The 25791-nt window shown below is 70.9% G+C and carries 21 protein-coding genes and 2 tRNA genes; 4 read left to right on the plus strand and 19 right to left on the minus strand.

Going from position 1 to position 25791, the window contains the following annotated elements; all coding sequences use genetic code 11:
• Nucleotides 1-85: 85 nt before the first annotated feature.
• The 7 genes from ABZ855_RS00115 to ABZ855_RS00145 all read right to left on the minus strand — a co-directional run bounded on the left by ABZ855_RS00115 (nt 86) and on the right by ABZ855_RS00145 (nt 8850).
• Entirely contained in the window at nt 86-2290 is a 2205-nt protein-coding gene (locus ABZ855_RS00115; RefSeq protein WP_360798375.1) for a glycosyltransferase family 39 protein, read from the minus strand.
• Nucleotides 2287-3621 (minus strand): bifunctional glycosyltransferase family 2/GtrA family protein, encoded by a 1335-nt coding sequence (locus ABZ855_RS00120; protein ID WP_360798378.1) that lies wholly within the window; start codon nt 3619-3621, stop codon nt 2287-2289. The genes ABZ855_RS00115 and ABZ855_RS00120 overlap by 4 nt, the downstream gene beginning before the upstream one ends.
• 14 nt (nt 3622-3635) lie before the next feature.
• On the minus strand, nt 3636-5453 hold the full coding sequence (locus tag ABZ855_RS00125; RefSeq protein WP_360798381.1) for a HAMP domain-containing sensor histidine kinase: 1818 nt from the start codon (nt 5451-5453) through the stop codon (nt 3636-3638).
• Nucleotides 5454-5514: 61 nt separating this feature from the next.
• On the minus strand, nt 5515-6252 hold the full coding sequence (locus ABZ855_RS00130) for a response regulator transcription factor (RefSeq protein WP_319213267.1): 738 nt from the start codon (nt 6250-6252) through the stop codon (nt 5515-5517).
• Nucleotides 6253-6407: 155 nt separating this feature from the next.
• Nucleotides 6408-7424 carry an amidohydrolase family protein gene (locus ABZ855_RS00135; protein WP_360798385.1) on the minus strand — a complete coding sequence of 339 codons (1017 nt, stop codon included), beginning with the start codon at nt 7422-7424 and terminating at the stop codon, nt 6408-6410.
• A gap of 69 nt (nt 7425-7493) precedes the next feature.
• Nucleotides 7494-8402, minus strand: coding sequence for a DUF2797 domain-containing protein (locus ABZ855_RS00140; protein WP_360798388.1), 909 nt, complete (start codon nt 8400-8402; stop codon nt 7494-7496).
• Between the two features lie 76 nt (nt 8403-8478).
• On the minus strand, nt 8479-8850 hold the full coding sequence (locus tag ABZ855_RS00145) for an HGxxPAAW family protein (protein ID WP_360798390.1): 372 nt from the start codon (nt 8848-8850) through the stop codon (nt 8479-8481).
• 83 nt (nt 8851-8933) lie between these two features.
• Here ABZ855_RS00145 and ABZ855_RS00150 point away from each other — a divergent pair, with 83 nt between their 5' ends.
• Complete coding sequence (locus ABZ855_RS00150; RefSeq protein ID WP_360798393.1) at nt 8934-9407, plus strand: helix-turn-helix domain-containing protein; 474 nt, start codon at nt 8934-8936, stop codon at nt 9405-9407.
• 47 nt (nt 9408-9454) lie between these two features.
• Here the strand turns inward: ABZ855_RS00150 and ABZ855_RS00155 are convergent, their stop codons facing one another.
• The 5 genes from ABZ855_RS00155 to ABZ855_RS00175 form a co-directional block, all read right to left on the minus strand.
• Nucleotides 9455-10144, minus strand: a complete 690-nt coding sequence (locus tag ABZ855_RS00155; protein WP_360798396.1) for a class I SAM-dependent methyltransferase — start codon at nt 10142-10144, stop codon at nt 9455-9457.
• Between the two features lie 55 nt (nt 10145-10199).
• The gene (locus tag ABZ855_RS00160; protein ID WP_360798398.1) at nt 10200-10934 is read right to left on the minus strand and encodes a GAF and ANTAR domain-containing protein; all 735 of its coding nucleotides are present in this window, start codon (nt 10932-10934) and stop codon (nt 10200-10202) included.
• A gap of 61 nt (nt 10935-10995) precedes the next feature.
• A complete protein-coding gene (locus ABZ855_RS00165; RefSeq protein WP_360798401.1) occupies nt 10996-11763 on the minus strand; it encodes a GAF and ANTAR domain-containing protein in 768 nt (255 codons plus the stop codon).
• Between the two features lie 312 nt (nt 11764-12075).
• Nucleotides 12076-12148, minus strand: a tRNA-Arg gene (locus ABZ855_RS00170).
• A 173-nt stretch (nt 12149-12321) separates the two neighbouring features.
• Nucleotides 12322-12412, minus strand: a tRNA-Ser gene (locus tag ABZ855_RS00175).
• Between the two features lie 232 nt (nt 12413-12644).
• On the opposite strand from ABZ855_RS00175, the gene ABZ855_RS00180 reads away from it, so the two are divergent.
• Entirely contained in the window at nt 12645-13190 is a 546-nt protein-coding gene (locus tag ABZ855_RS00180; RefSeq protein WP_360798404.1) for an SSI family serine proteinase inhibitor, read from the plus strand.
• A gap of 280 nt (nt 13191-13470) precedes the next feature.
• On the plus strand, nt 13471-18066 hold the full coding sequence (locus tag ABZ855_RS00185) for a PAS domain-containing protein (RefSeq protein WP_360798408.1): 4596 nt from the start codon (nt 13471-13473) through the stop codon (nt 18064-18066).
• Between the two features lie 62 nt (nt 18067-18128).
• On the opposite strand, the gene ABZ855_RS00190 is transcribed toward ABZ855_RS00185, so the two are convergent.
• From ABZ855_RS00190 to ABZ855_RS00215, 6 genes are all read right to left on the minus strand, one after another.
• A complete protein-coding gene (locus ABZ855_RS00190; RefSeq protein ID WP_360799245.1) occupies nt 18129-19772 on the minus strand; it encodes a long-chain fatty acid--CoA ligase in 1644 nt (547 codons plus the stop codon).
• A gap of 140 nt (nt 19773-19912) precedes the next feature.
• Nucleotides 19913-20485 (minus strand): SigE family RNA polymerase sigma factor, encoded by a 573-nt coding sequence (locus ABZ855_RS00195; protein ID WP_319213259.1) that lies wholly within the window; start codon nt 20483-20485, stop codon nt 19913-19915.
• Nucleotides 20486-20710: 225 nt separating this feature from the next.
• The gene (locus ABZ855_RS00200) at nt 20711-21877 is read right to left on the minus strand and encodes a lipid-transfer protein (protein ID WP_360798411.1); all 1167 of its coding nucleotides are present in this window, start codon (nt 21875-21877) and stop codon (nt 20711-20713) included.
• A complete protein-coding gene (locus ABZ855_RS00205) occupies nt 21874-22317 on the minus strand; it encodes a MaoC family dehydratase (protein WP_360798414.1) in 444 nt (147 codons plus the stop codon). Before ABZ855_RS00205 ends, ABZ855_RS00200 begins: the two co-directional genes overlap by 4 nt.
• Nucleotides 22314-23234, minus strand: coding sequence for an OB-fold domain-containing protein (locus ABZ855_RS00210; RefSeq protein WP_360799248.1), 921 nt, complete (start codon nt 23232-23234; stop codon nt 22314-22316). The genes ABZ855_RS00205 and ABZ855_RS00210 overlap by 4 nt, the downstream gene beginning before the upstream one ends.
• A gap of 266 nt (nt 23235-23500) precedes the next feature.
• Nucleotides 23501-23806, minus strand: a complete 306-nt coding sequence (locus ABZ855_RS00215; protein WP_360798417.1) for a hypothetical protein — start codon at nt 23804-23806, stop codon at nt 23501-23503.
• 408 nt (nt 23807-24214) lie between these two features.
• Here ABZ855_RS00215 and ABZ855_RS00220 point away from each other — a divergent pair, with 408 nt between their 5' ends.
• Nucleotides 24215-25084 (plus strand): bifunctional DNA primase/polymerase, encoded by an 870-nt coding sequence (locus ABZ855_RS00220; RefSeq protein ID WP_360798420.1) that lies wholly within the window; start codon nt 24215-24217, stop codon nt 25082-25084.
• Between the two features lie 59 nt (nt 25085-25143).
• Here ABZ855_RS00220 and ABZ855_RS00225 read toward each other — a convergent pair whose 3' ends face one another.
• On the minus strand, nt 25144-25557 hold the full coding sequence (locus ABZ855_RS00225; RefSeq protein ID WP_360798423.1) for a hypothetical protein: 414 nt from the start codon (nt 25555-25557) through the stop codon (nt 25144-25146).
• Between the last annotated feature and the right edge of the window lie 234 nt (nt 25558-25791).

Raw genomic sequence — 25791 nt, forward strand, 5'->3', positions numbered from 1 at the left:
TGCGCGACCAGCCACGGACGGCCCGCAGCCGCAGAAAACGGTGGCCCGGAGCGAGATCGCTCGGGGCCACCGCACGAAGAAACCGTCAGCTGCTGCTGCTCGTCGGCTGCGTCAGGTCGTAGAAGGTGGCCGAACCCACCGTCACCTCCTTGAAGTTGCTCTCGATCCACGAGCTGATCTGCGACGACGTACTCGTCGTACCGCTACCGCTACCGCCACCCATGCCACCGCGACCGGATCCGCCGGAGATGAAGTAGTGGATCCTGCCGTCCGCCACGTACTGCTTGAACTCGGCCAACGTCGGTGACGGGTCGGTGCCGTTGAAGCCGCCTATCGCCATCACCGGTTCCCCGGTGGAGAGTTGGTAGCTCGCCGCGTTCTGGGCGCCGACGGCCGCCGCGGCCCACGTGTAGTCACCGGCGTTCTCCTCCAGCAGGGCCTTGGCCTCGCTGCTGACGCTGGCACCGTTGAGCAGACCGCCCATGCCACCGCCGCCGGCGCCCATGCCGCCCGCCTCACCGGTCCGGCCGCCGGGCACGCCCTGCTGGGTGTTCCCGTTGGCGTTCCCGCCGCCGGGGAATCCGCCCGTCGGGGGCTGCCCCATGCCGCCGCCCGGCTGGTTGCCCTGCTGGTTGCCGTTGCCGTTCTGCTGGCCCTGCTGGCCCTGCTGGCCGCCCGTACCGCCACCGAAGCCGCCGCGCATACCGCCGCCGCCCCCGAACCCACCGCCGGGACCACCCCGACCGCCCGCCACGGCCGGACCCGCCGTGACGATCGAACCGGTGTGCCCCTCGTTGAGGGTGGTCAGGGAGTACGCGGCCGGGCCCGCCAACGCCGTGACGAAGCTCAACCCGACCACAGCCAGGGCCAGTTGACGCCCGAGCCGGTTGACGAAGATGAGCCCGAGCGCGGCCGTCAGACCGCCCACCAGCACCAGCCACTTCAGCCAGGGCAGATAGTCGGAGGAGCGGTTGAGCAGGACGTACCCCCAGGCCGCGGTGGCCGTCATGGCACCCGCGAGCGTCAGCGACGCCCACATCCTGTCCCGCTCCTGCCAGAGCAGGGCCGCGCCCATGCCGACCAGCGGCGCGATGTAGGGGGCGAGGGCGACGGTGTAGTAGTCGTGGAAGATGCCCTGCATAAAGCTGAAGATCACCATGGTGATCAGCAGCGAGCCGCCCCAGAGGAGGAACCCGGCGCGGACGTCGTCCGTGCGCCTGGCCTTGCGGCCGGCCCAGATCGCCGCGACGAGCAGGATCAGCGCGGCCGGGATCAGCCAGGAGATCTGGCCGCCACTGCTGGAACTGAACATCCGGTTCCAGCCGGTCTCGCCCCACATTCCGCCGCCGCCACCGCCACCGCCGCCTCCGACGCTGCCTGTCTCCTCGCCGTTGATACGGCCAAGTCCGTTGTAGCCGAAGGTGAGTTCAAGGAAGGAGTTGTTCTGCGAGCCGCCGATGTAGGGGCGCGAGGACGCCGGCCACAGTTCGACGATCGCGACCCACCAGCCGCCCGCGACGACCATCGCGAGCCCGGCGGCCAGCACCTGCCCGATACGTCGGCGGACACTGGTCGGCGCGAAGACGACGTACACCAGCGCCAGCACCGGCAGGATCAGGAAGGCCTGGAGCGTCTTGACCAGGAAGGCGAAACCGATCGCCGTACCCGCCCAGAGCAGCCACTTCGTCTCGGCCTTCTCCATGGCCCGCTGGGTGCAGTAGACCGAGACGGCCATCAGGAGCGCGAGAAGCGCGTCCGGGTTGTTGAAGCGGAACATCAGCGCGGCGACGGGCGTCAGCGCGAAGACCGCCATCGTGAGGAAGCCTGCCGTGGCGCTGAACCGGCGCCGCACGGACGCGTACAGCACACCCGCCGTGGCGACGGCCATCAGCACCTGCGGGAACAGGATCGCGAAGGAGTTGAGTCCGAAGACCCTGACCGACAGCGACATCGGCCAGAGGGAGGCGGGCGGTTTGTCGACGGTGATGGCGTTGGAGGCGTCGAGAGAGCCGAAGAAGAAGGCCTTCCAGGACTTGCTGCCGGCCTGAACGGCCGCCGAGTAGAAGGAGTTGGCGTATCCGGAGGCGGTCAGGTTCCAGGTGTACAGCGCACCGATCACCAGCAGCGCGGCGAGAAAAGCGGGCCGCACCCACCGGTGGTCCTCGGCCCGCCCGCGCCACAGTCTGCGGACGAAGGGCCGGCTGGGCTCACCCGAGGAGGGAGCCGACACGTCCATGACGGGAGGGGTTTGCACCCCCGGGCGGGTCGTCTGATCGAAGTGAGTGGTCATCGCGGGTTCCTGTTGCCGTAGGAGGTGCTGCTGAAGGAGTCGTCGTACGAAATCGATGGGTATGTCGGGTGGTCGGGCGGGGTCGGCTCGTCGCCCTGGTCCGGGAACACCCAGGCCCTGAAGAGCAGGAACCGCAGCACTGTCGCCGCGAGGTTGGCGGTGATGAGCACCGCCAGTTCCGTGGAGTGGCCGGGGTCGCCGGCCGCCGCGTTGAGGGCGGCGAGCGAGCCGCTGGTGAGGGCGAGGCCGATGCCGAAGACGACCAGGCCCTGCGCCTGGTGCCGCACCGCCCCGCCCCGGCCGCGCACCCCGAAGGTCAGACGCCGGTTGGCCGCGGTGTTCGCGACGGCCGAGACGAGCAGCGCGAGCGCGTTGGCGAGCTGCGAGCCTGCGAAACCCCGGAAGGCGCTGTAGAGGAGCAGGTAGAAGAGGGTCGACATCCCGCCGACCACACAGAACCCGACGAGCTGACGGGCCAGCCCCTTCGGTACGTCCTTGATGTCGCGGTCGCGCGGATCGTCGCCGAAGGGCCGGGCGAGCCGGTCCAGCGGCAGCGAACCGGTGGCCAGGGCCCTGCCCACGCGCAGCACGCCCTTCAGGTCCTCGGTCGCCGTCCTGACGATGTGGACGGTCGAGTCCGGGTCGTCGACCCAGTCGACCGGAACCTCGTGGATGCGCAGGCCCGCGCGCTCGGCGAGCACCAGCATCTCGGTGTCGAAGAACCAGCCGGTGTCCTCGATCAGCGGCAGCAGGATCTGGGCGACATCACGCCGGATGGCCTTGAATCCGCACTGCGCGTCCGTGAAGCGGGCCTGGAGCGAGCCGCGCAGGATCAGGTTGTACGTCCGGCTGATGAACTCCCGCTTGGCGCCGCGCACGACGCGTGAGGAGCGGGCGAGCCGGGAGCCGATCGCGAGGTCCGAGTGACCGGAGATCAGCGGTGCCACCAGCGGCAGCAGGGCGTTCAGATCGGTCGACAGATCGACGTCCATGTAGGCGAGGATTGGCGCGTCGGACGCGGACCACACGGTCCGCAGGGCCCGGCCGCGCCCCTTCTGCTCCAGCCGGAAGGACGTGACCTCGGGTATCTCCGCCGCCAGCCGTGCCGCCACCAGGTCGGTGGTGTCCGTCGACGCGTTGTCCGCGACCGTGATGCGGAACGCGTACGGGAACGTGCGCTTGAGGTGCTCGTGCAGTCTGAGCACGCATGGCTGGAGGTCCTTCTCCTCGTTGTAGACGGGGATCACTACGTCCAGGACAGGCGTGCCGGCTGCCGCGGCCGGGAGGTGCTCCCGCGCCGGCAGGGTGCCGGGAGAAGAGTCGGTTCGCATGGGACCGACTTTTGTCAGGCCCCCTGTTGCGCCCATGTGGTGGCACTGTGGTGTGCCTGTGAGTCCGACAGCCCATCTGACTGCATGTCCGACTGCCAGTCCGAACGCCAGTCCGTCTCGGGTGCGGGTTCGAGGCCGAGGGCCGGCAGATGCACCGTGAACACGGTCTGGCCGGGCACGCTGTCGACGGTCACGGCACCGCCGTGCGCGGTCGCGACGGCCTGCACGATGGCGAGCCCGAGACCGGTCGACCCGGTGGACCGGGAGCGCGCGGAGTCGCCGCGCGCGAACCGCTCGAACACATGCGGCAACAGATCGGCCGGGATGCCCTGTCCGTCGTCCTGCACATCCACACACAGCCACGGCCCGCGCCGCTGCACGCGCGCGGTGACGGTCGTCCCGGGCGGGGTGTGCGTACGGGCGTTGGCCAGCAGGTTCACCAGGACCTGCTGCAGCCGGGCCGCGTCCGCCGACACCAGCGCGGGCTCGTCCGGCAGTTCGAGCCGCCAGTTGTGGTCCCGTCCGGCGGCCCGCGCGTCACTGACGGTGTCGACGACGAGGGGTACGAGGTCGGTCTGGTCGAACTGGAGCGGCCGGCCCGCGTCGAGGCGGGCGAGCAGGAGGAGATCCTCGACGAGCAGGGTCATCCGCCCCGCCTCCGACTCGATCCGCCCGAGCGCGTGCCGCGTGTCCGGCCCGGTCTCCTCACGTCCACGCCTGGTCAACTCGGCGTACCCGCGAATCGACGCCAGCGGCGTACGCAGCTCATGACTGGCGTCCGCGACGAACTGACGTACGCGCATCTCGCTCTGCTGGCGTGACTGCAGGGCGCCGTGCACATGGTCGAGCATCCGGTTGAGCGCGGCACCGACCTGGCCGACCTCGGTGTGCGGGTCGGTCTCGGACTCGGCGACCCGCTCGTTGAGGGTCACCTCGCCGGTGTGCAGGGGGAGTTCGGAGACCCGGGTGGCGGTGGAGGCCACCTTGCGGAGGGGGCGCAGCGCCAGTCCGACCAGCACGGAGCCCGCGATACCGGCGGCGACAAGACCGGCGCCGGTGACACTGATCTCCACGAGGATCAGGGTGTTGATGGTCGTGGTGACGGAGTCGGTCGGCAGGGCGACGTAGTAGTTGCCCCGGTCGCCCGTCGTGTACGCCACCCGGTACTCGCCGAGCCCGCTGAGGGTCACGGTGTGCAGCCCGCTGTCGCGGGAGACGGCGGCCAGTTCGGCCATCTGCGTCGCGTTCAGCGGCACGTCCTTCATGTTCGGGACGTCGCTGCTCGTGCCGCTGGCGCTGCTCGTGGCGGTCGACTCCATCTCGGCGATCACCGCCTTGGTGACCCCGCCGTCCGCGTCGACGATCGCGGCGACGGTCTCCGCCTGCGTACCACCCCGGGTGACGAAGTCCCGCAGCCGTTTCTCGGCGGAGGGGGCGACGATCCCGGTGCCGGCAGCCGAGGAGGAGGACGAGGACTGGGACGACGAGGCCGAGGACGGGGCCGTCGAGGGAGACGAGGGCGCCGATCCGTCGGTATTCGAAAACGGTCCGGGATATTTGCCGGCACCGCCGCCCGGGCCCAGCCCACTGCCCTTCGGGGGCCCGCCCGCACGGTCGGCGGCGTCGGTGACCTGCCTGTCCAACTGCTTGTAGAGGTGCTTCTCCAGCGCGATGGTCGTGACCGTGCCGATCACCGCACACACCACGGCGATCAACGTGACCGCCGAGACGACAAGCCGCGTACGCAGGGTCCGCGGCTTCCGCTGCCACGGGGACTTCCGCGACGCCCTGCCCAGCCTCCGCTGCCCGCCCGCTTTCCTCTTACTGCTCACCGTGCTGCCCTCCCACCGGGCTCGACTGCCTCTTCCGGAGCGGCACCACCCATGGCAGGGGTCAGGCGGCGGGCTTGATCAGATAACCGGCGCCGCGCCGGGTGTGGATCATCGGCTCGCGTCCGGCGTCGATCTTCCGCCGCAGGTAGGAGATGTACAGCTCGACCACGTTCGCCTGGCCGCCGAAGTCGTACGACCACACGCGGTCGAGTATCTGCGCCTTGCTGAGCACGCGCCGCGGGTTGCGCATCAGGAAGCGCAGCAGCTCGAACTCGGTGGCGGTGAGGTGGATGCCGTCTCCGGCCCGCGACACCTCGTGGCTGTCCTCGTCGAGGGTGAGGTCACCGACGACCAGCACGGAGTCGGACCGGCGGTCGGCGGCACCGGAGCGCCGGATCAGCCCGCGCAGCCGCGCCACGACCTCCTCGAGGCTGAACGGCTTGGTGACGTAGTCGTCACCACCGGCGGTCAGGCCGGCGATACGGTCCTCGACGGCGTCCTTCGCCGTCAGGAACAGCACGGGCACCTCGGGCAGTTCGCGCCGCAGCCGGCCGAGGACGGTGAGGCCGTCCATGTCGGGCAGCATCATGTCGAGGACGACGGCGTCGGGCCGGAACTCGCGCGCGGTCTGCACCGCACCCGTTCCGTCACCCGCACTGCGTATCTGCCAGCCTTCGTAGCGAAGGGCCATGGAGAGCAGCTCGGTGATCGACATCTCGTCGTCCACCACAAGCACCCGGACGGGGCTCCCGTCCGGCCTCAGCAGTTCGGTGCGCCCCTGGGGCGAGGTCGTGGTCATAGCGGAAACCATGTCGGCGCCCTCTGAGAACAGGCTTTCCGGAACCTGTGATTTTCCTGAGAAATTCACAGGCAGCTCTTAGGAAGCCGCCAGAAACCTACGAGTCCCGCTCTTTCCACCCCCCAGCTCCCCCCGACTCCCCCGGCTCCCCCGGGTCACAGCCCGAACAACCGAGCCCCGTTGTCGTGACACACGGCCCGGAGCCAGTCGTCGCCGAGGTCCAGTCGCTCGAGGGCGTGCAGCTGGTGGACGTACGGATACGGGATGTTCGGGAAGTCCGAGCCGAGCAGAACCCGGTCGCCGAGGTCCGCCAGCCGGGGGAGTGCCGACCGGGGGAACGCCGCCATGCGTTCGGCGAAGTCGGTGAACGCCATCGTCGTGTCCAGCCGCACCTCCTCGTACCGCTCGGCCAGGCCGAGGAACTCCTCGTACTCCGGCAGACCCATATGCGCGACGACCAACCGCAGCCGGGGATGCCGGGCCAGCACGCGCCCGATCGACTCGGGCCCGGTGTGCTTGCCGGGCGCCGGACCGGAGCCGCAGTGGATCACCACGGGTGTCCCGGCCTCGGCGAGCAGCCCCCAGGCCGGATCGAGAAGCTCGTCCGCCGGGTCGTACGCCCCCACCTGCACATGTGCCTTGAAGACCCGCGCCCCCGACTCGACGGCCTTCCGGACGTACTCCTCGACCCCCGGCTCAGGGAACAGGGTGGAGGTGTGCAGACAGTCGGGGGTGCGCCCGGCGAAGTCGGCGGCCCACTGGTTGAGCCAATCGGCCATGCCGGCCTTGTGCGGGTAGAGCATGGCGGTGAAGGCCCGCACCCCGAACTCCCGGATCACCGCGAGCCGTTCGTCCTCCTCCAGCCGGTAGGTGATCGGCCACTCGACCCCCTCGTCCACCGACCCCACGGCGTCGAAGTAGGCCCAGACCTTGCGCAGCACACGCTCGGGCATGAAGTGCGTGTGCACATCGACGAGCCCGGGCAACCCGAGCCGCTCCCAGAACCGCCGAACTTCGGCGACCTCGGTGACATAGGTGGCATGGGCGGCAGGGGCGGCAGGGGCGACTTCTCCGGCGGCGGTGTCGCCGTTTCCGTCGCCCGAGGTCCCCCTCGATCCCTCCACCGTCATGGCCTCCTCCTCCCCCCCCAGCTCCTGCTTCTGGTCGCTCATCTCCCGCTCCCCGCAACCCTTTTCCCTGCCTGCTCTGGCCGCCGCTCGCTGTCTGGATCGGCGCCGGGCTCAGAACAACCCGTCCTGAACCCCAGCCGCTGCCTCCCTCATCGCCCTGAACTCCCGCACGGGGACGGTCAGTCCCCCACTCCCGACAGGCACCAGCTCCCACCCAGTCATCAGCCTGGTGTCCAGCACCACGACCCCCCGCCCATCGTCCGCCCGGCCGTCGTCGATCGCGAGATGCAGATCGGGCCCGGCCGCCGCCACCAGCTCGCCCCCGACGACACCCCCCGCCACCAGCTCACTCACCGCGCCCACAGCCGGTGACGCCAGCCCTGCCGACCCGAACGCCCCGACATGGTCGACGACTTGACAGACCGCCCGCTCCAGGGAGTCGGGCCAGCCACCCAGTGCCACAGCCCGGGCGTGCAGTTCCTCGACCTCGACGGCCCGCTCCGCCGCCGACCCCGGCAGCGCGGCCCGCACCGCCCGCTTGTCGGCGTACGGGATCCGATCCGGAACCCCGAGCGCGGCACGCAGCAGTTCCTCGGTGCGCCGGGCTGCCATCAGCGGGCCGACGCCCAGCCAGCTGAAGACGACGGCACCCTGCTCAAGCAGCCGCGCCGAGCCCCGCTCCACCGCCGTGATGCCGACCTTGGTCATCCCGGGCCCGAACCACGCCAGGTATACGTGGTAGGGCCGTGGATCGTCCGCGATCGTGTCGGCGGCGACCGAGTGCGCCCGGTCCAGCCGCGCACACTCCTCGCACCGCGCCCCCGTACTCCGCCCCGACACCGCCGCCCGTAGCGGACAGGCGTTCCCCCGCGCTCCCACACATGTCCGTACGCCCCCTTCCGTGACCCCGAAGGTCACCCTCTTCCCCCAGGTCAGCGCACTGTCGCGCCCACCGTCCCACCGCAGCACGGGACCGTCCGCCGACCACCGCAGCCCCGAGCATCTCCACGACTGTCCCATCCCTTGCGAGAGTACGGGGTACCACTGACAACGCCCCCCGATCGACAAAGGCGCAGCTCAGAGACCCAGAGCTCGATCAGACCCGTTCCGGGGCGACGCCAACGGCCTCGGCGGCGGCAATGGCCGTACCGCCAACCCCGACCGCCCGCTGCCCGCGCCCCCGCCCCGCCAGCCGGCACCCCACGCACTCCGGATGCCCCGCCCGCGCGGAGCGGTCCCGTACCCCCATCCGCCACTCGCCCACCGGCCGCACACCCGGCGGCTTCCCCCACCCGGCGAGATGAAGAACCCAGGTGACCAGGACGGCGACGACCAGCACCACAGCCCCGCCCGCCACCACGGGAACCGAGGCCGTGCACACCCCCAGCCCGAGCACACAGGACCCGGCGGTAGCGATGGCGGTGCCGGTCCAGCCGGCGACGGTGTGTCCCTCGTCGTAGGTGCTCACGTCGGCGTCTCCCCAGTAGAATCGAGATCTCTCACTCCCTAAGCAGTTTAGCCACAAAACCTCTTACGAGCTAAGGCAATTCCATGAGTCCCCGCCCACCCGCGACCCCCGCCCAACTCCTCACGGCGATGGACCACACCATCGCGACGCACCTGCTCAGCCAGCAGGAGATGGCCCGTCGCCTCAACATGAACGTCACCGACATCACCTGCTTCGGCTACGTCCTGGAGGCCGGCGAGAATCTGCTCACCGCCGGTGACCTGGCCGAACGCGCACACGTCACCACGGGCGCGGTCACCGGAATCCTCAACCGCCTCGAACGCGCGGGCTACATCACCCGCCGCCCCGACCCGAACGACCGCCGCCGCGTCCGCGTGGCCGCCGAACCGGCCGCCGTCGCCAGGGCCCACGCCCTCTACGGCCCCTACTACGCCCGCCTGGCCACCCTCATCGCCGACTACTCTCCCGAGGAACTGGCCGTACTGTCCGACTGGTTCACACGTCAGGGCCAGCTGGCCCGCGAGTACATGGACGAGATCCGCGGGACGGACACCTAGAGCAGACACGTAGAGCAGACACATAGAAGGGGAAAGGAAAAGAAAGATCAGCTCCGGGTCGGCTGCCGCCAGACCAACGTGTACCGCCAGAAGAGCCTCCGCCGCACCCGGCACCCGGGAAGCACCCGCCGCGCCTCCCTCACCACCTCACCGAACCCCATCTCCGCCGCCTGCGTCCGAGCACTCATGGCAACCGGCCGCGCCGCAGGCCGCCCCCGGTTCTTCACCCAGGCCATGACGAGGTTCGCGAAGACGGCGACACCTCCCAGCAGATGATCAACGGGACCCTCGGCCCGGGCCAGCCCCACCACGACCAGCGTCCCGCCGGGCGCCAGCCGCTCCCGGAAGACGGCGAGCGCGTCGGCGTACGGCAGGTGGTGGACGACGGCGACGCAGGTGATGACGTCGTACGAACCCTCCGCCGGGCCGTCGGGAAGGTCGCCGAGGCCGGTCATCGCGTCGGCGACGGTGAACGTCACCGGGAGCGCGGGGGGAGTGATGTCCCGGGCCCGCCGGACGATCACGGGATCGGAGTCGATGCCGACCACCGACGACGAACTCCGCCCGGCCAGCAACCGCACCAGGTCCCCGCTGCCGCACCCCACGTCCAGCGCCCGGCTGTACCGCCTCGGCAACTGCCGCATGATCCACGGGTGGTAGTGGGCGTTGTGGTCCCAGGGGTGGGCGGCATGAAATCGCTCAAGCGCACGCACGACGGATGGCGGCAGGATCGTCATTCCCGAACGCTAGGACGACGGGGTGGGCCGATTGGAACCGGCCCCCACCGATCGGTCAGGCTTTCCGCGCGGGGACGATGACGGTCGGCTTCATGGAGTGGCTGACCAGGGCGTGGACGGTTTCGGCGAGACTGACCCGATGGCGGCTCGCGTAGCCGGTCAGGAGCTGTCCGGCCTCCGGGATGCTCACGTCCGCGTACTCGGCGATCATGCCCTTGGCGATCTCCAGGAGAGCCTTGGCGGAGATGGCGCTCTGGACGCGGGTGATGACGTCGTCGCTCCGGGCCGGTTCGATGGACCAGTGCATCAGGGCGAGCGCGGCGGAGTCCGCCAGCGCCTGCGCGAGGTGCACGTCGTCGTCGGCAAGGGCTCCGACGCGATAGCCCAACAGGGTGAGGCCGCCCAGGGGGCGCTCATGGAGACGGACCGGAACCGTCTGCAGGGACCGGTACCCCGCATCCGTCATGGCGGTGGCCAGTTCCGGCCAGCGTTCGCCCTCGGCGGTGATGTCGGGGACGCTGCGAGGCTCGCCGGTGCGGTAGCACTCCATGCACGGGCCACTGCCGGTCTGGGCCTGCAGCAACTCCACGAAGGCGGCTTCGTCGCTGGTGGCGGCCATCGTCTTCAGACTGCCCCGCGCGTCGGCGACCATCACGGCCGCGGCGTCCACGTCCAGCAGTTCGACGCACGTACGTACAAGGCGGCTGAAAAGGTGCAGTGGATCGAACTCCGACGCATAGGTGTCCGCCAGGTCGACGAACGCCCTCGCCAACTGTCGCTCGCGGTTCATGCTCGCCTCCCTGGCGTTGTCGTCACGCGTGCCACGCGTGTCACGCGTACTGCCGGCTCGTTCATTCACGGCGCATGTCCAGGGTGCGGTCGATGACTGCCCGCGCGATCTCGGTCGAGGTGCGGCCCTGAGCGAAGGCTCGGGCACGCAGACGCAGGACGGCCTCTTCGGCGGTCACTCCGAGTTGCATCATGATCATTCCAGTGGCCTGGTGAATCTCCTCCCGGTCGGACTCGACCCCCTCCAGCCACGTTACGACTCCTTGCGGGTCTGAAGAAGTGTGGCCGAGGGCCGTGACGGCGTGTGTCATGGCATCAGCGACCAGCAACGATGTGCGCACATGATCGCTGCTCAGCGAGCCCGCGGTGTCCTTGTACAGGTCAAGGGTGCCCAGCGGCCGCCCGTTACCGGCCAACGGCAGCGAGAAGACGGCTCGGGCGCCCGCGTTCGCCGCCTGAAAACAGAACAGTGGCCAGCGGCGGTTGTCCGGGGCGCGGGTCAGATCCGCCGCGAACACCGGCGCCCGCAGCCGCACCGCCTCCGTGCAGGGACCTTCGCCGAGCGTGAACTGGATCTCCGCGAGCCGAGCGGCCACGTCGTCACTCGCGCAGAACACGACCCCGGTGTCCGCGCCGTCATCGCCCTGAACGGACACCGACAGTCCCGAGACATCCGGCAGCAGCTTCACACAGGCCCGGCACAGGGCATCGGGCACCTTGGCGGTCGGCAGCCCTCGCACGTTCACGATCAACTCGCGGGCGATCCGGGCCCGCCGGGCAAGTGTCTCCTCCTCAGCGTCCCCACCGACGAGTTCCTCGTCATCGGCCACGGCCCTCACCTCCCTGCGGGCACATCCACCATCGGCTTCATTCGATCTTGCCCTACCGGGGGGTACTTCGTCCGACAGCCCGACACCGATCCGTCCGGCCTTCCCGAGTCCATTCCCTCGATACGACGACCGGGTCCCCGTTCCACCGAGCACAAAAACACCGTATGGATCACCGACGCGCGAACCTCGAACGCCAGCGCTCCGGGCTCCCGCCTGTGCGGAGCCAACTGCTCCTTGCACGCCCGGAGATGGCCCGACACCCGCTGACGCCAAAGGCCCCGCCGGATGAACCGGCGGGGCCTTTGATCGATGTGCACTCGGCAGGATTCGAACCTGCAACCTTCTGATCCGTAGTCAGATGCTCTATCCGTTAAGCTACGAGTGCTTGTGTCTTCTGTTGTGTTTGCTCTTCCCGCCGGGCTTTTCGGCCCGGTTGGCGTTGCGGGAACAACATTACATGACTGGCGGCGTGAGGTGAAATCCTTTGCCCGCACCCTGCCTGACCTGCGAAAACGACCGAAGCCCCGGTCTGTGACGACCAGGGCTTCGGGTGAGGTGCGGAGGCGGAGGGATTTGAACCCTCGATGGGATGTAAGTCCCAAACCGCATTAGCAGTGCGGCGCCATAGACCGGACTAGGCGACGCCTCCAGCACAACCTCCCGCGCGAGCGCGAGTGGTGCGTGCAGATGATGACACAGACGAGCGCGGTGTCACCAATCGCCTCCCACGGTACTAGGCAGGCGGGGCGCAGGGCAAAGCCGTTGTGCCCTGCCGATGAGGCGCGCGGGCCGCCCAGTGGCCCGCCCGGCCCTGCTCGCGCGTACCGCCCCGCTCCGCCCGGCCCGCGCAACGTCCGTCGGCGTCAGGCGTTAGTCAGGTCATGGTCAAGGTCACCCCCAACGCCCTCCCCTCTGCCCCTCCTCCCGGCACCCGTGCCGGCGGCGCCCTCCGTCGGCTCGTGTTCGCCGCCACCGCCGGTGTCTCCCTCGCCGCCGCGTCCTTCTCCGCCGTGCCGACGGCCGCGTACGCCGACGCGGTCCCACAGGCCCGTCCCCTCACGCCTCTCGCGCCTCTCCTCGCTCCCACTTCCCTGGGGCGCGCCTCCGACCACCTCACCGTCACCGTCCGGGGCACCGGCGGGCGTGGGGACGGGCGGTTCGAGTTGGCGTGCCATCCGGAGGGCGGGAGTCATCCGGACGTCGACGGGGCCTGTGGGTCGCTCGACCGGGGGGCTCGGTGGGGGAAGGATCCGTTCGCGCCCGTATCCCCGGACAGTGTCTGCACGATGATGTACGGCGGTCCGGCGACCGCTCATGTGACCGGGACCTGGGCCGGGCGGCCCGTCGATGCCACGTTCGACCGGAGTAACGGGTGCCAGATGGCGCGCTGGGACCGGCTCGTACCGCTGCTTCCCGATCTTCGATAGGGGCTCGGGAGGGTTCCGGTCAAGCTCCGGATCAAGCTCCCGACCAGCGAACCGACGTCCCCGAGGGCCCTCACGCGGCGGTCGCGGGGGGCCCGTAGCGCATGAGTGGTGTGAAAGGGGCCGTCACAGGGTCTGTGTCACTTCGTCGTGCGACCTCCCTCTCATCCGGCGTCGCGAGCGCAACCACTGCCCTTAGACTCCCTCGCGTGACACGTTGCGGGACGGTTGGCAAGATGGCGCCCGCGGTCGGCAAGGTGCGGTAACAGGGAGGAAGCGTCTCGTGAGCAGCAGGCCATCCCGAGGCGCTGCTCGCCTCGCAGCCATACTCGACGCGCTGCCCGATGCGTTGGTGCTGGTCAACGCCAATGGGACCGTCGTCAACGCCAATACGATCGCCCTCGGGGCCTTCGAGACGCCGGGCACCGCCCTCGTCGGGCGCGGGCTGCTCGATCTGCTGCCCCAGTTCGACTCACGGCTGATCCCGGGCACCATGCGGCGCCCCGATTCCATGGACCCGTACGGGCAGACCAAGCCGACCCGGATGATCGCCCGGCGGACGGACGGGAGCGAGTTTCCTGTCGAGGTCACCAGTGCGAATCTGGAGAACGGCCAACAGGCGTACGACAGCTACGGATACACCAATGACGAGCTGCTCATGCTCGTCGTACGCGATCTGTCGGGCACCGTCGACACCGAGGCCGAACTCGCGCGATCGCAACGTCAGACCGAGATGATCCTGCGCGCGGCCGCGGAAGGGGTCGTCGGGACGGACACCGAGGGGCGGGTCGTCCTCGTCAATCCGGCCGCCGCTCAGATACTCGGTTACCGGGCCAGCGATCTCGGCGGGCGTGAGCTCCACACCCTCGTCCTGCACTCGCGCGCCGACGGCGAGCCCTTCCCGTACGGGGAGTCGCCGCTCGCCGACACCCTGCGGTCCGGGCGCAAGCACCGGGTGCGCGGGCAGGTGCTGTGGTCCAAGAGCGGCGACAAGGTGTCCGTCGATCTGACGACCGCGCCCGTCCGGGACGGCGACCAGCTCGTCGGCGCCGTGATGACCTTCACCGACCGGCGTCCGTACGAGTCCCTCGCCGAGGAGAAGGACGCCGCCGACAAGCTGCACGAGGAGGAGCTGGAGCGGGTCGCCGAGGAGCACGCCTCCGAGCTCACCGCCCTGCGCCAGCAGCACGTCACCGAGATCGAGCGGTTGCGCGAGGAGCACGAGGAGGAACTCGCCGCCGGTGAGGACCGGTACGCGGCCCTCGCCGAGCGCGAGAAGGACCGGTACGAGGCCCTGGCCGGCCGGCAGGAGCAACTGCTCGTGCTGCTCGGCCGTTCGCTGCGCGGCCCCCTCGACGAGCTGCGCCGCGAACTGGCCGCTCTCGCCGCCGACGACGCCGGGCAGCTGTGGCCCGAGGCCAACCAGGTGCTGCACCATCTGTCGGCCGGTTACTCGCGCATCACCACATTGGTCGACAACGTCCTCTCCTATCAGCGGCTCGACACGGGCGCCGACTCCGTCACCCGTACGAAGGTGATGCTCGACGCGGTCGTCGCGGCCGGTGTCGATGGAGCCGTCGAGCTGATCGGGCCCGGCCGGGTCCAGTTCGCCGTGCACGCGCCGCCGATCGAGGCCGAGGTCGACCCGCAGCGCCTCGCCACCGCCCTCGCGCATCTCGTCGCGGACGTCGCCGGCGTCGACGCGACCGGCAACTCGCCGGCCTCCGCGGGCGGTTACATGGACAACACGGTGGTCGTGGCCGCCGCGCAGCGCGGTGAGGTCGTACGGATCGAGGTGCGCGGGCCGTATCCCGGGGGAGACCCGGTGCACGAGCCGATCGTGCGCGGGATCGTGCGGGCCCATGGCGGGGTGCTCCAGACGCACGAGGTGCCGGGCATGAGCGGCAGCGCGTACGTCCTCGAGGTGCCCATCGGGGGCGGGGCGGGCGCGGTGGAGGCCGAGGACGCGGAGACGTCCGTGGGCGCCGAGCTCGCCGTGCCCGGACAGGTCGACGACAACAACAGCGACAACGGCAACGGCAACGGTGGAGTCGGCGGGCGGCGGCGGGCCCGGCGGTCCGTGGACGCCTTCCTGGAGGGTGACGGTCCGGAGGGCGCCGCCGAGGCCGATGTCGAGGTCGAGAACGGTGAGCCCGGGAGTGAGGCGGTCGCGCCCACCGGGCGGCGCCGGAGGCGTGCCGCCGAGGAGGCTGCCGCCGCCGCTGGTCACGCACCTCAGTCCTCCGCGCCCTCCGCCGAGGGCGACAGCGGTACCGGGCGTCGGCGTGGCCGTCCCAGCCCCGTCGAAGGGGCCGAGGCGGGCGCGGGCGACGAGGGTGGCGTCTCCGAGGGTGCCGTCGTCATGGCGGGCGAGCACGGTGCGGGCACCGCTGCCGCCGGGACCGGTCTGGGCGGGACCGTGCCGCCCCAGGGCGTGCCCGGCGCTCCGGCACGGCGCGGCGGAGGCGAGCAGCACGCGCTGCCTCCCGCCCTGCCCGCGGCTCCTTCGGGGGCCCCGGCCGTGGAGGGCGCCGCCGACGACAGCGCGGGCGGCCAGCCGACCGGGCGTCGGCGTCGGGCCCTCGCGGCTGCCGCCGAGCGCGGCGCCGCCCAGGAGGCGGGCCCCCGCCCGGTGTTCGCCCTGCCCCCGGCCGAGGCCGACCGTACGGACCAGGCTGTCCCCGAGACACCCGCCGGGCCCGTCGGCGACCCGTACGACGACGCCGGCCGCCACGACGGGCTCATGCACGACCCCGACGAGGACCACACCCCGCCCCAGCCGCATCCGACGTCCGCCCCGACCGGCCGCCGCCGGGCGCGTCAGGCCCCGGACCAGCAGGGGACCGTACCGCCGGGCGGGATTCCCGGACAGGCGGTGCCCGCACCGGCTCCCGTGCAGGCACCGGCCGCCCAGGTCGCCGCCGCCGGTCCGCAGGGCGTCGTCGTACCGGGGCAGGGGCAACAGCCCGTGCCGGCACAGGGCATGCCTGGGCAGACCCCTGGCATGGCTCAGGTTCCGCAGGTCCAGCAGGTCGCGCAGGCCATGCCGGGACAGCCGGTTCCCGGGCAGGCGGTTCCCGCGCAGGGGCTTCCGCCGCAGCCCGTGCCCGGTCAGCCCATGCCCGGCCAGCCCGCAGTCGCCCAGCCCATGGCCGCCCAGCCTGTCCCGGCGCAGGGCGTCCAGGGTCAGCAGGTCCCCCAACAGGCCCTGCAGCAGGCGCCGCAGGCCGTTGCCCAGCAGGTCCCGGCGCAGGGTACGGCGCCCCAGCCCGCCCTCGCCCAGGGCCTCGCCCCCGGCCAGGCGATCCCGGCCCAGACCGCACCCGTCGCCCAGCCGCAGCCCCAGCCCTGGCCCCCGGCCGACGACGAAACCCCGGACGTCGGCACCGCCGTACAGCCGCAGCCGCAGCCGCAGTTGAACCCGAACGCGGCAGCAGCCGCAGCCGCTCCTGCCCCCGTTCCCGTCCCCGCGCCCGCGCCCGCCGCCGCGCCTCAGGCGGTAGCCACCCCGCTGCCCGCTGAGGGTGTCGCGCCGGTCCAGCCCGGGCAGGCGCTGCCCGCCGAAGTCGCCGTCGCGCCGGTCGACCCGAACTCGACGCAGGGGCGGGCGTTCAGCGTGCGGACCCTCGGGCAGGGGGTGCCGTTCAGCCGGCAGGCGGCGCAGGTCCAGACGCCGGGCCAGCCGCAGTCCGCCACGCCCCCGAACGGCACCAACGGGTCGAACGGCTCCGGCCGTCGCCGCAAGCTCGGGACCCGTACCGAACCCGTCGGCGGCCAGCCGGAGACGACGGCACGTCCGCACCCTCAGCCGGGCCAGGCCGCCACCGCCACGCCTCCGGCGGCGCAGGCCGCGCCTCCCGCTCCGGTCCCCGCGCAGCCCTCCCTGGCCGGCCAGGCACCCCTGCCGGGTCAGCCGTCGCTCGCCGGACAAGCGCCGCTCGCCCAGGTGCCGTTGCCCGCGCAGCCCTCGCTGGCCGGGCAGACTCAGCTCGCCCCGGGCGCCGCGCGGCTGCCCGGGTTCACCGAGGGGGCCGGACGCTCGTACGCCATAGGAGCGCCGGACGAGAACGCCGCCGAGGGGCCCGAGCCGCTCGACGGTCCCGGCGGGGCGGTCGAGGTCTCCGACCAGCCGCAGCCGCGGCCGATGGACGACGAGTTGCCGCCGGAGCCGCTGGACAACCCGCGTCGGCTGCTGGTGTGGCCGGCGCCGGACGTCACCACGCAGCAGGCGCTCAGCGACCGTGGCTACCGGCCCGTCATCGTGAACTCGCGCGAGGAGGTCAACGCGCAGATCGCGGCCTTCCCGGCGGCACTGTTCGTCGATCCGCTGACCGGGCCGATCACCCGGACCGCTCTCCAGTCGCTGCGCCAGGCCGCCGTGGCCGCCGAGGTGCCGGTACTGGTGACGGCCGGCCTCGGGCAGGCGACGCGCGAGGCGGCGTACGGCGCCGACCCCGCCGTACTGCTGAAGGCGCTCGCCCCGCGTGACAGTGAGCAGCATCCGCCTCGGGTGCTGCTCATCGAGGAGCACGCGGAGATCGCGCTCGCGCTCACGGCGACGCTGGAGCGGCGCGGGATGCAGGTCGCGCGGGCCGCGAGCGACGCCGACGCGGTCACGCTGGCCTCGCAGTTGCGGCCGAACCTGGTGGTCATGGACCTGCTTCAGGTACGGCGTCGCAGGGCCGGGATCGTGGACTGGCTGCGGGCGAACGGGCAGTTGAACCGCACTCCGCTGGTCGTCTACACGGCCGCCGTCGACCAGGCCGATCTGCCGAGGCTCGCTTCGGGGGAGACGGTGCTGTTCCTCGCCGAGCGATCCACCAGTACCGAGGTGCAGAGCCGGATCGTCGACCTGCTCGCCCGTATCGGTACCAACTGACACATTTCACACCCGAGCCGGGGCAATGTTTCACGTGAAACACTGCCCCGGCTCGTCGTATGTCAGAGCCTGGTGACGTCCAGCTCGCCCTCCGCGTACTGCTTGCGCAGGACCTTCTTGTCGAACTTGCCGACGCTTGTCTTCGGAACCGACTCGATGATCGTCCAGCGCTCCGGGAGCTGCCACTTGGCGATCTTGCCGTCGTCGGCGAGGAAGTCGCGCAGGGACTCGAAGTCGGCGGTGGAACCCTCCGACAGCACGACGGTGGCCAGCGGGCGCTCACCCCACTTCTCGTCGGGGACGGCCACGACGGCCGCCTCCAGGACGTCCGGGTGGGCCATGAGGGCGTTCTCCAGGTCGACGGAGGAGATCCACTCGCCGCCGGACTTGATGACGTCCTTGGCGCGGTCGGTGAGGGTCAGGAAGCCGTCGGGGCTGATGGTGCCCACGTCGCCCGTCTTGAGCCAGCCGTCCTCGCTGAACTTGTCGGCGGGGCGCAGGGGTTCCCCGTCGGCGCCGTTGTAGTAGGAGCCCGCGATCCACGGGCCGCGCACCTCCAGCTCACCGGCGGATTCACCGTCCCAGGGGAGGCGTTCGCCGGCGGGGCCGCTCAGCCGGGCCTCGACGCTCGCCGGGAAACGGCCCTGCGTGAGGCGGTACGCGAACTCCTGCTCCGTACCGATGGCGCTGGCCGGCGGGCGGGCGATCGTGCCGAGCGGGGAGGTCTCCGTCATGCCCCAGGCGTGGCAGACACGCATGCCCAGCTCGTCGAAGGCCGCCATGAGGGCGGGCGGACAGGCGGAGCCGCCGATGGTGACCTGCTGGAGGGACGTGACGTTGCGGGGGCGTGCGGTCAGCTCCCCGAGGAGGCCCTGCCAGATGGTGGGGACCGCGGCGGCGTGCGTCGGCCGGACCTGCTCGATCATCTCGGCGAGCGGGGCGGGCTGCAGGAACCGGTCCGGCATCAGCATGTTGACGCCGGTCATGAAGGTGGCGTGGGGCAGCCCCCAGGCGTTGACATGGAACTGGGGGACCACGAGGAGGGAGGTGTCCTGGTCGGTCAGGCCCATGGACTGGGCCATGTTGACCTGCATGGAGTGCAGGTAGATGGAACGGTGGCTGTAGACCACGCCCTTGGGGTCGCCCGTCGTGCCGGAGGTGTAGCACATGGACGCGGCCGTACGCTCGTCCAGCTCGGGCCAGTCGTAGCCGGTCGGCTTCCCGGCGATGAGGTCCTCGTACTCGTGCACCTGGGCGTGCGACCCGGCGAGGCCGGAACGGTCACCGGGGCCGGCGATCACGACGTGCTCGACCGTCTTGAAGTGCGGGAGCAGCGGGGCGAGCAGCGGCAGCAGCGAGCCGTTCGCGATGATCACCTTGTCAGCGGCGTGGTTGACGATCCAGGCCAGCTGTTCGGGGGGCAGTCGCAGGTTGAGGGTGTGCAGGACCGCGCCCATGGAGGGGATCGCGAAGTAGGCCTCGACGTGCTCGGGGTTGTTCCACATCAAAGTGGCCACACGGTCGTCGCCGGTGACTCCGAGGTCGTCGCGCAGGGCGTGCGCCAGCTGTGCCGACCGGGCCCCGATCTCGGCGAAGGAGCGGCGCCGGGGTTCGGCCTCGCCGGTCCAGGTGATGACCTGCGAGTCGCCGTGGATCGTCGACCCATGGGTCAGGATCCTTGAGATCAGCAGCGGTACGTCCTGCATGGTGCTCAGCACGGCGTCCTCCCGGGGGCTTCATCGCCTACTCGGTGGTAAATGGTGTGCTGATTCTGCTCACATACCGGTTGGTACGTCACTAGGAGAGAGTGATCGATCAGATCACGTCGGGCTGCGGAACTCTGGGACTACCGGGCGAGTACCAGTTCGGGGTCCTCGCGCAGCTTGCCCAGCGCCCGTGAGACGGCCGACTTGACCGTGCCCACCGACACCCCGAGCACCTCGGCCGTCTGGACCTCGCTCAGGTCCTCGTAGTACCGCAGCACCACCATCGCCCGCTGCCGCGCGGGCAGTTTCATGATCGCGCGCCACATCGCGTCGTGCAGCACCTGGTGCTCCGCCGGATCGCCGACCGGGGTCCCCTCGGGCTCCGGCAGCTCGTCGCAGACGAACTCGTCGACCTTGCGCTTGCGCCACTGCGAGGTCCGCGTGTTCAGCAGCGCCCGGCGGACATAGCCGTCGAGCGCGCGGTGGTCCTCGATGCGCTCCCAGGCGACGTACGTCTTGGTGAGCGCGGTCTGCAGCAGGTCCTCGGCGTCGCTCGGGTTCGCGGTGAGCGACCGGGCGGTGCGCAACAGCACCGGGCGGCGGGCCTTCACATACGAGGAGAACGACGGGTACGAGGTGTACGACGCGAACGACAGGGTCTGCGTCGCCGGCGTAGCCGCGTTCGAAGCGCTGGTGCAGACGAGTGTGGTCATGGCTCTACGCTAGGTTCGACCCCTACTCCGGCTCATCGGCCGCAGGTCCCGAAGCCGCGTCCCCCTCAGGTTGTAGGCGGGGGGCCACCTCCACCTCCTGAAGGTGGAGGCACAGTACGGGGCTATGAGGGTTCGCCCCTGAGGGGTGGTACGGGGGTACTACGGAAGCTGCTCCTCCAGTAGTAGCGGCAGCCGGGGGTTCGGTGGTCGCCCGACCAGTCCCGCTCATCCGGCGGCCTCCAGCACCAGCCCCGAGGTCGGCACCCCCGTACCGGCGGTGACCAGCACTCTTTCCGTGCCCGGCACCTGGTTGACGGCGGTTCCGCGGAGCTGGCGCACGGCCTCCGCGATGCCGTTCATGCCGTGCAGGTACGCCTCCCCGAGCTGACCGCCGTGCGTGTTCAGGGGCAGCGCCTCGGCCGCGACGAAATCCGCGGCCTCACCCGGTGCGCAGAAGCCGAACTCCTCGAGCTGCATCAGTACGAACGGGGTGAAGTGGTCGTACAGGATGGCGACGTCGATGTCCGACGGGCCCGCGCCGGCGGTCCGCCACAGTTGACGGGCCACGACACCCATCTCGGGCAGGCCCGTGAGGTCGTCGCGGTAGAAGCTGGTCATCTGTTCCTGAGCGCGGCCCGCGCCCTGGGCCGCCGCCGCGACGACGGCGGGCGGGTGCCGCAGGTCGCGCGCCCGTTCGACGGAGGTGACGACGACCGCCTGGCCGCCGTCCGTCTCCTGGCAGCAGTCCAGCAGCCGCAGCGGCTCGGCGATCCAGCGCGAGGCCGCGTGGTCGGCGAGGGTGATGGGCCGGCCGTGGAACCAGGCAGCCGGATTGGTCGCCGCGTACTTCCGGCCACGGACGGCGACATGCCCGAAGGCGTCCGGCGACAGCCCGTACGTGTACAGGTACCGCTGCGCCGCCATCGCCACCCAGGAGGCGGGCGTGAGCAGCCCGAACGGCAGCGACCAGCCGAGCGCCGCCCCCTCGGCCGACGGTTCGCGCCGCTGCACCCCCGAGCCGAATCGCCGTCCCGACCGCTCGTTGAACGCCCGGTAGCAGACGACGACCTCGGCGACCCCGGCCGCGACGGCGAGCGCGGCCTGCTGCACGGTGGCGCAGGCGGCGCCCCCGCCGTAGTGGACGCGGGAGAAGAAGGACAGCTCCCCGATCCCGGCGGCCTGTGCGACGGTGATCTCCGGGCTCGTGTCCATCGTGAACGTGACCATGCCGTCCACATCGGCGGGCGTCAGCCCGGCGTCGTCGAGCGCGGCCCGCACCGCCTCCACCGCGAGCCGCAGCTCGCTGCGCCCCGAGTCCTTGGAGAACTCGGTGGCGCCGATACCGACGATGGCCGCACGCCCGCCGAGCGCGTCACGCGCGTGCAGGCTCACAGGGTTCCTCCCGGGGCCGAGGAGACGGGCACGGAGGCGGGCACGGATGCGGGCACGGATGCGGGCACGGAGACAGTCGCCGTTCCCGAGACATGCCGTCCGATCCCGTTGGCGCCGAGGACGCGTACGACGGCCGTCTCGCCGTCGACCTCCTCGACGCGGCCGGTCAACACCATGGTGTCGCCGGGGTAGTTGGGGGCGCCGAGGCGGATCGCGAGCCTGCGCAGAACGGCGGTGGGACCGAAGTAGTCGGTGATGTAGCGTCCCACCAGCCCGTTCGTCGTCAGGATGTTCATGAAGATGTCGGGGGAGCCCTTCGCCCGCGCCAGCTCGGCGTCGTGGTGCACGTCCTGGAAGTCGCGGGACGCGATGGCCCCGGAGACGATCAGCGTGCGCGTGATCTCGATCTCCAGCGGCGGCAGTTCGTCCCCGGCCTTCACGCACCCACCTCCGCGGAAGAGCCGCCCCGGAACACCGGAAGGGCCGGCTGCCCCTCCTCGTACCGTACGAATTCCAGCCGCACCGGCATCCCGATCCGCACCTTGTCGTACGGCACGCCCACCACGTTGCTGATGATCCGCACCCCCTCGACGAGCTCGATCAGCCCGACCGCGTAGGGCGGGTCGAAAGCGGGGAAGGGCGGGTGGTGCATGACGACGTACGAGTACACGGTGCCGTCGCCGCACGCCTCGACGGTGTCCCAGTCGCCGCTGCCACAGGCGTTGCACCCCGGCAGCCAGGGGAAACGCAGGGCGCGGCAGCCGAGGCACCGCTGGACGAGCAGCTGGTGACGTTCGACGCCGTCCCAGAATCCGGCGTTGTCGCGGTTGATGACGGGCCGGGGGCGGGTCGAGGCGGGGGTCTCCGCGGTTTTCCGCCCGGCCGACTTCTCAGGGGCGCGGGCGGGGGCGTACTTGAGGATCCGGAACCGGTGCGAGCCGACCGGCTCACCGTCCACCCGTACATCCATTCGGGTTGTGACGAAGTAGCCGGTGCCGAGCTTGGTGGTCTTGGGCCCGGAGACGGACTCCACGACCGAGTCGTACGTGACCCTGTCCCCCGGCCGCAGGGGCCGCAGGTACTCCTGCTCGCAGTCGGTGGCGACGACCGAGGTGCAGCCGGCTTCGTCGAGGAGGGCGAGCAGTTCGTCGTACGCGGCCGAGCGGCCCTGGTTCCCGGAGAGGCCGCCCATGGTCCACACCTGGAGCATGGCGGGCGGCGCGATCGCGTCCGGCCCGGCGTACGCGGCACCGGTGTCGCCCAGCGCCTCGCACCAGTGCCGGATCATCGGCAGGTTGACGGGATCCTTGCCGGCCCCGCCGACGACGGCGGGCCGCCCTTCGAACGCGGCCAGCAGCGGGCCGAGTTGCTCGTCCGACGAGGCGTCGGACGGACGGCCGGGGGGATGGCCGGGTGGGTCGCTGAGTGGGTCGCTGAGTGGGTGGCTCACGGTTTCTGACTGTCCGTCAGATACTGGAGGGTGTCAAGGGTCCGAAAACGCCTGCGCGGCGACACGATGTACCGAAGTACGTGCCGCCGCGCAGACGATTCATCACCCCATGAAGCGCTCCCCACCAGGGAGTTCAGGACCGCCGGGGACCCACACCCCCGCCGGCCCACGGCTCACCAGAGGTTGGTGAAGTTGACGACGGCGTTGGACTGGTCGATGGCCGTGAGCCCGGAGCCGTTGACCTGCGCGGTGTTGTTCTGGTTCGAGGCGCCGGAACCGACCGCCTGCTGCTGCGAGGTGGACGAATTGCCGTTGTTGTTGCCGCCCACTCCGCTGCCGACGATGCCGGCGACGGCCGCGTTCGATCCGTTGTCCGCGAAGGCGCCGTTGTCCGCCGCCGCGACACCACCGAAGAGCGCGGCGGCGAGGGGCAGGGCCGAGACTGCGGCGAGAACGCGGGCGGTACGGATGCTTGCCATGTCTGTTCCTCCAGAAAAGTACGCCCCGGCTCCGTGCTGCCGCCGGACCGTACGAAGTACGTGTGATGCGCGAACTACCTCTGACTCCAAGGCAGTTGGCCACCCGCCCCGGTGTCGCTCCGCCGCTGTGCGCTGCGTCGCAAGATCAGAATTGCCCACCGAATCCCCGGCGAACCAGCCCGGAACCGTTTATTCCCCCTGAAGCGTGATGACAAGTCGATAAACCCTCTTCACATCACTGAAGTCGCAGTTCAGGCTGATAAGGACGATTTCCGCCAAGCCGGCGCACGGTTACCCAAGGGGCGCAAGGGGCGAAGCGTTCCCGCACATTTCGATCCATTCCGCCGAACCGGCCCGACCGACCCGCGCACCCTTCCCTTTCTCGAACACAAGTACGAATATAGAAGTATGGCCACCACAGACCGGCAGGCCACGACGCTGGCCCTCGCCCACGCCCTGTCAGCCGCCGAACGCGGCCTGGCCGTCATCCCCCTGTCCCGGACGAAACTCCCGGCCCTGCGCTCCCCCCACCGCGCCGACCCGCCACCCGTCCTGTGCCGCGGCGAGTGCGGAGGCACGGGCCACGGCGTGTACGACGCCTCGACCGACCCGTCCCGTATCCGCGAACTCTTCGCCGCCGCCCCCTGGGCCACCGGCTACGGCATCGCCTGCGGCCTGCCCCCGCACCACCTCATCGGCATCGACCTGGACACCAAGTCGGGCACCGACTCCTCCGCGGCCCTGCGCGAACTGGCCCTGCGCCACCTCTTCACGATCCCCGAGACGGTCGTCGTCCTGACCCCCTCCGGCGGCCGTCACCTGTGGCTCACCGGCCCTCCGGACGCCGTGGTCCCCAACTCGGCGAGCCGGCTGGCCCCCGGCATCGACATCAGAGGAGCCGGCGGCTACCTCGTCGGCCCCGGCTCCCGCACCGAACACGGCGTCTACGGCACGGCCCCCGGCACCGCCCATCTGACCCCGGCCCCCTGCCCACCGTCCCTCCTGCGCCTCCTCCTCCCGCCGCCCCGCACCCACCGCTCCGCGCCCTCCTCACCGGACGAGCACCACGGCCAGGGCCTGGTCCACTTCGTCCTCGCGGCCCATGAGGGCCAACGCAACACCCGCCTGTTCTGGGCAGCGTGCCGCGCGTACGAGAACGGCCTGGGACCGGCCCTGCTGGCCTCCCTGATCGAAGCTGCGGTTCAAACAGGCCTGACGGAACGGGAGGCCAGGGCGACGGTGGCTTCGGCGGCGCGGATGACGGGGTGGCGGGGGTGAGAGTGGGGGGCGGGAGCCGTTCCCCCATCCCCATTCGTAATTCGTACAAAACAGAGGTGTCACGGGCCGTAGCACTGCGGAACGCCGGGCAGCCAGTTGTCCGGGTGGGAGATGTAGTAACTCGCCATCCACCCGTAGAAGCCCCGGGTCCGGTTGTCCACGAAGACCCAGTTCGGGTTGCCACCGACCGTCTCACCGCGCGTCTGGCACGACACCTCGAGCTGGTCGCCCCGCTGCGCCTTGCCGATCACCTGCGGGCAGTTGCCGGGCGAGGGGAACTCGGGGCAGCGGACACCCGGGGCGGAGTCCCGGCGGACGTTCACATCCGTCGCCCAGGTGGTGAACATCGTGCCCGCCGACGCCTGTTCGACGGTCGCCTGGGCAGGCGCGGCGCCCACCGTCATGGCGAGCGCGCACAGCACCGCAGCGCCGCCGCCCAGCCGGGCGCCGCGCCTCGCTGACTTGTTCCACATGTCGTCCCCTTCGGACCGTTCGGACACGTACCACCGGGGGACGGGCGCGCGCGCCGCGCCGTATGAGGGCGGCGCGAAGAGACATCTGCTGCCGGGCGGGCGTCAACATGGTCCGGGGCGGCCTGTCGCCCTCGCGCAGCTGGGTGGCAGGCGCGAGGGGGTGTGTTCGGCGACATGTCGGGTGCATATTGATCCAATGACTTCTTGGCTGAGCACCCGGAGCACATGGTTGCT

This window comes from Streptomyces sp. NPDC047042 (assembly GCF_040644035.1).
In the GTDB taxonomy this organism is placed as follows: Bacteria; Actinomycetota; Actinomycetes; order Streptomycetales; family Streptomycetaceae; genus Streptomyces.

Bases quoted from the DNA above. Each gene is read 5' to 3' on its own strand.
- ABZ855_RS00115 (WP_360798375.1), bottom strand. From the start codon at position 2,290: ATGACCACTCACTTCGATCAGACGACCCGCCCGGGGGTGCAAACCCCT.
- ABZ855_RS00120 (WP_360798378.1), bottom strand. From the start codon at position 3,621: ATGCGAACCGACTCTTCTCCCGGCACCCTGCCGGCGCGGGAGCACCTC.
- ABZ855_RS00130 (WP_319213267.1), bottom strand. From the start codon at position 6,252: ATGACCACGACCTCGCCCCAGGGGCGCACCGAACTGCTGAGGCCGGAC.
- ABZ855_RS00135 (WP_360798385.1), bottom strand. From the start codon at position 7,424: ATGAGCGACCAGAAGCAGGAGCTGGGGGGGGAGGAGGAGGCCATGACG.
- ABZ855_RS00140 (WP_360798388.1), bottom strand. From the start codon at position 8,402: ATGGGACAGTCGTGGAGATGCTCGGGGCTGCGGTGGTCGGCGGACGGT.
- ABZ855_RS00150 (WP_360798393.1), top strand. From the start codon at position 8,934: ATGAGTCCCCGCCCACCCGCGACCCCCGCCCAACTCCTCACGGCGATG.
- ABZ855_RS00155 (WP_360798396.1), bottom strand. From the start codon at position 10,144: ATGACGATCCTGCCGCCATCCGTCGTGCGTGCGCTTGAGCGATTTCAT.
- ABZ855_RS00160 (WP_360798398.1), bottom strand. From the start codon at position 10,934: ATGAACCGCGAGCGACAGTTGGCGAGGGCGTTCGTCGACCTGGCGGAC.
- ABZ855_RS00180 (WP_360798404.1), top strand. From the start codon at position 12,645: ATGGTCAAGGTCACCCCCAACGCCCTCCCCTCTGCCCCTCCTCCCGGC.
- ABZ855_RS00190 (WP_360799245.1), bottom strand. From the start codon at position 19,772: ATGCAGGACGTACCGCTGCTGATCTCAAGGATCCTGACCCATGGGTCG.
- ABZ855_RS00195 (WP_319213259.1), bottom strand. From the start codon at position 20,485: ATGACCACACTCGTCTGCACCAGCGCTTCGAACGCGGCTACGCCGGCG.
- ABZ855_RS00215 (WP_360798417.1), bottom strand. From the start codon at position 23,806: ATGGCAAGCATCCGTACCGCCCGCGTTCTCGCCGCAGTCTCGGCCCTG.
- ABZ855_RS00220 (WP_360798420.1), top strand. From the start codon at position 24,215: ATGGCCACCACAGACCGGCAGGCCACGACGCTGGCCCTCGCCCACGCC.
- ABZ855_RS00225 (WP_360798423.1), bottom strand. From the start codon at position 25,557: ATGTGGAACAAGTCAGCGAGGCGCGGCGCCCGGCTGGGCGGCGGCGCT.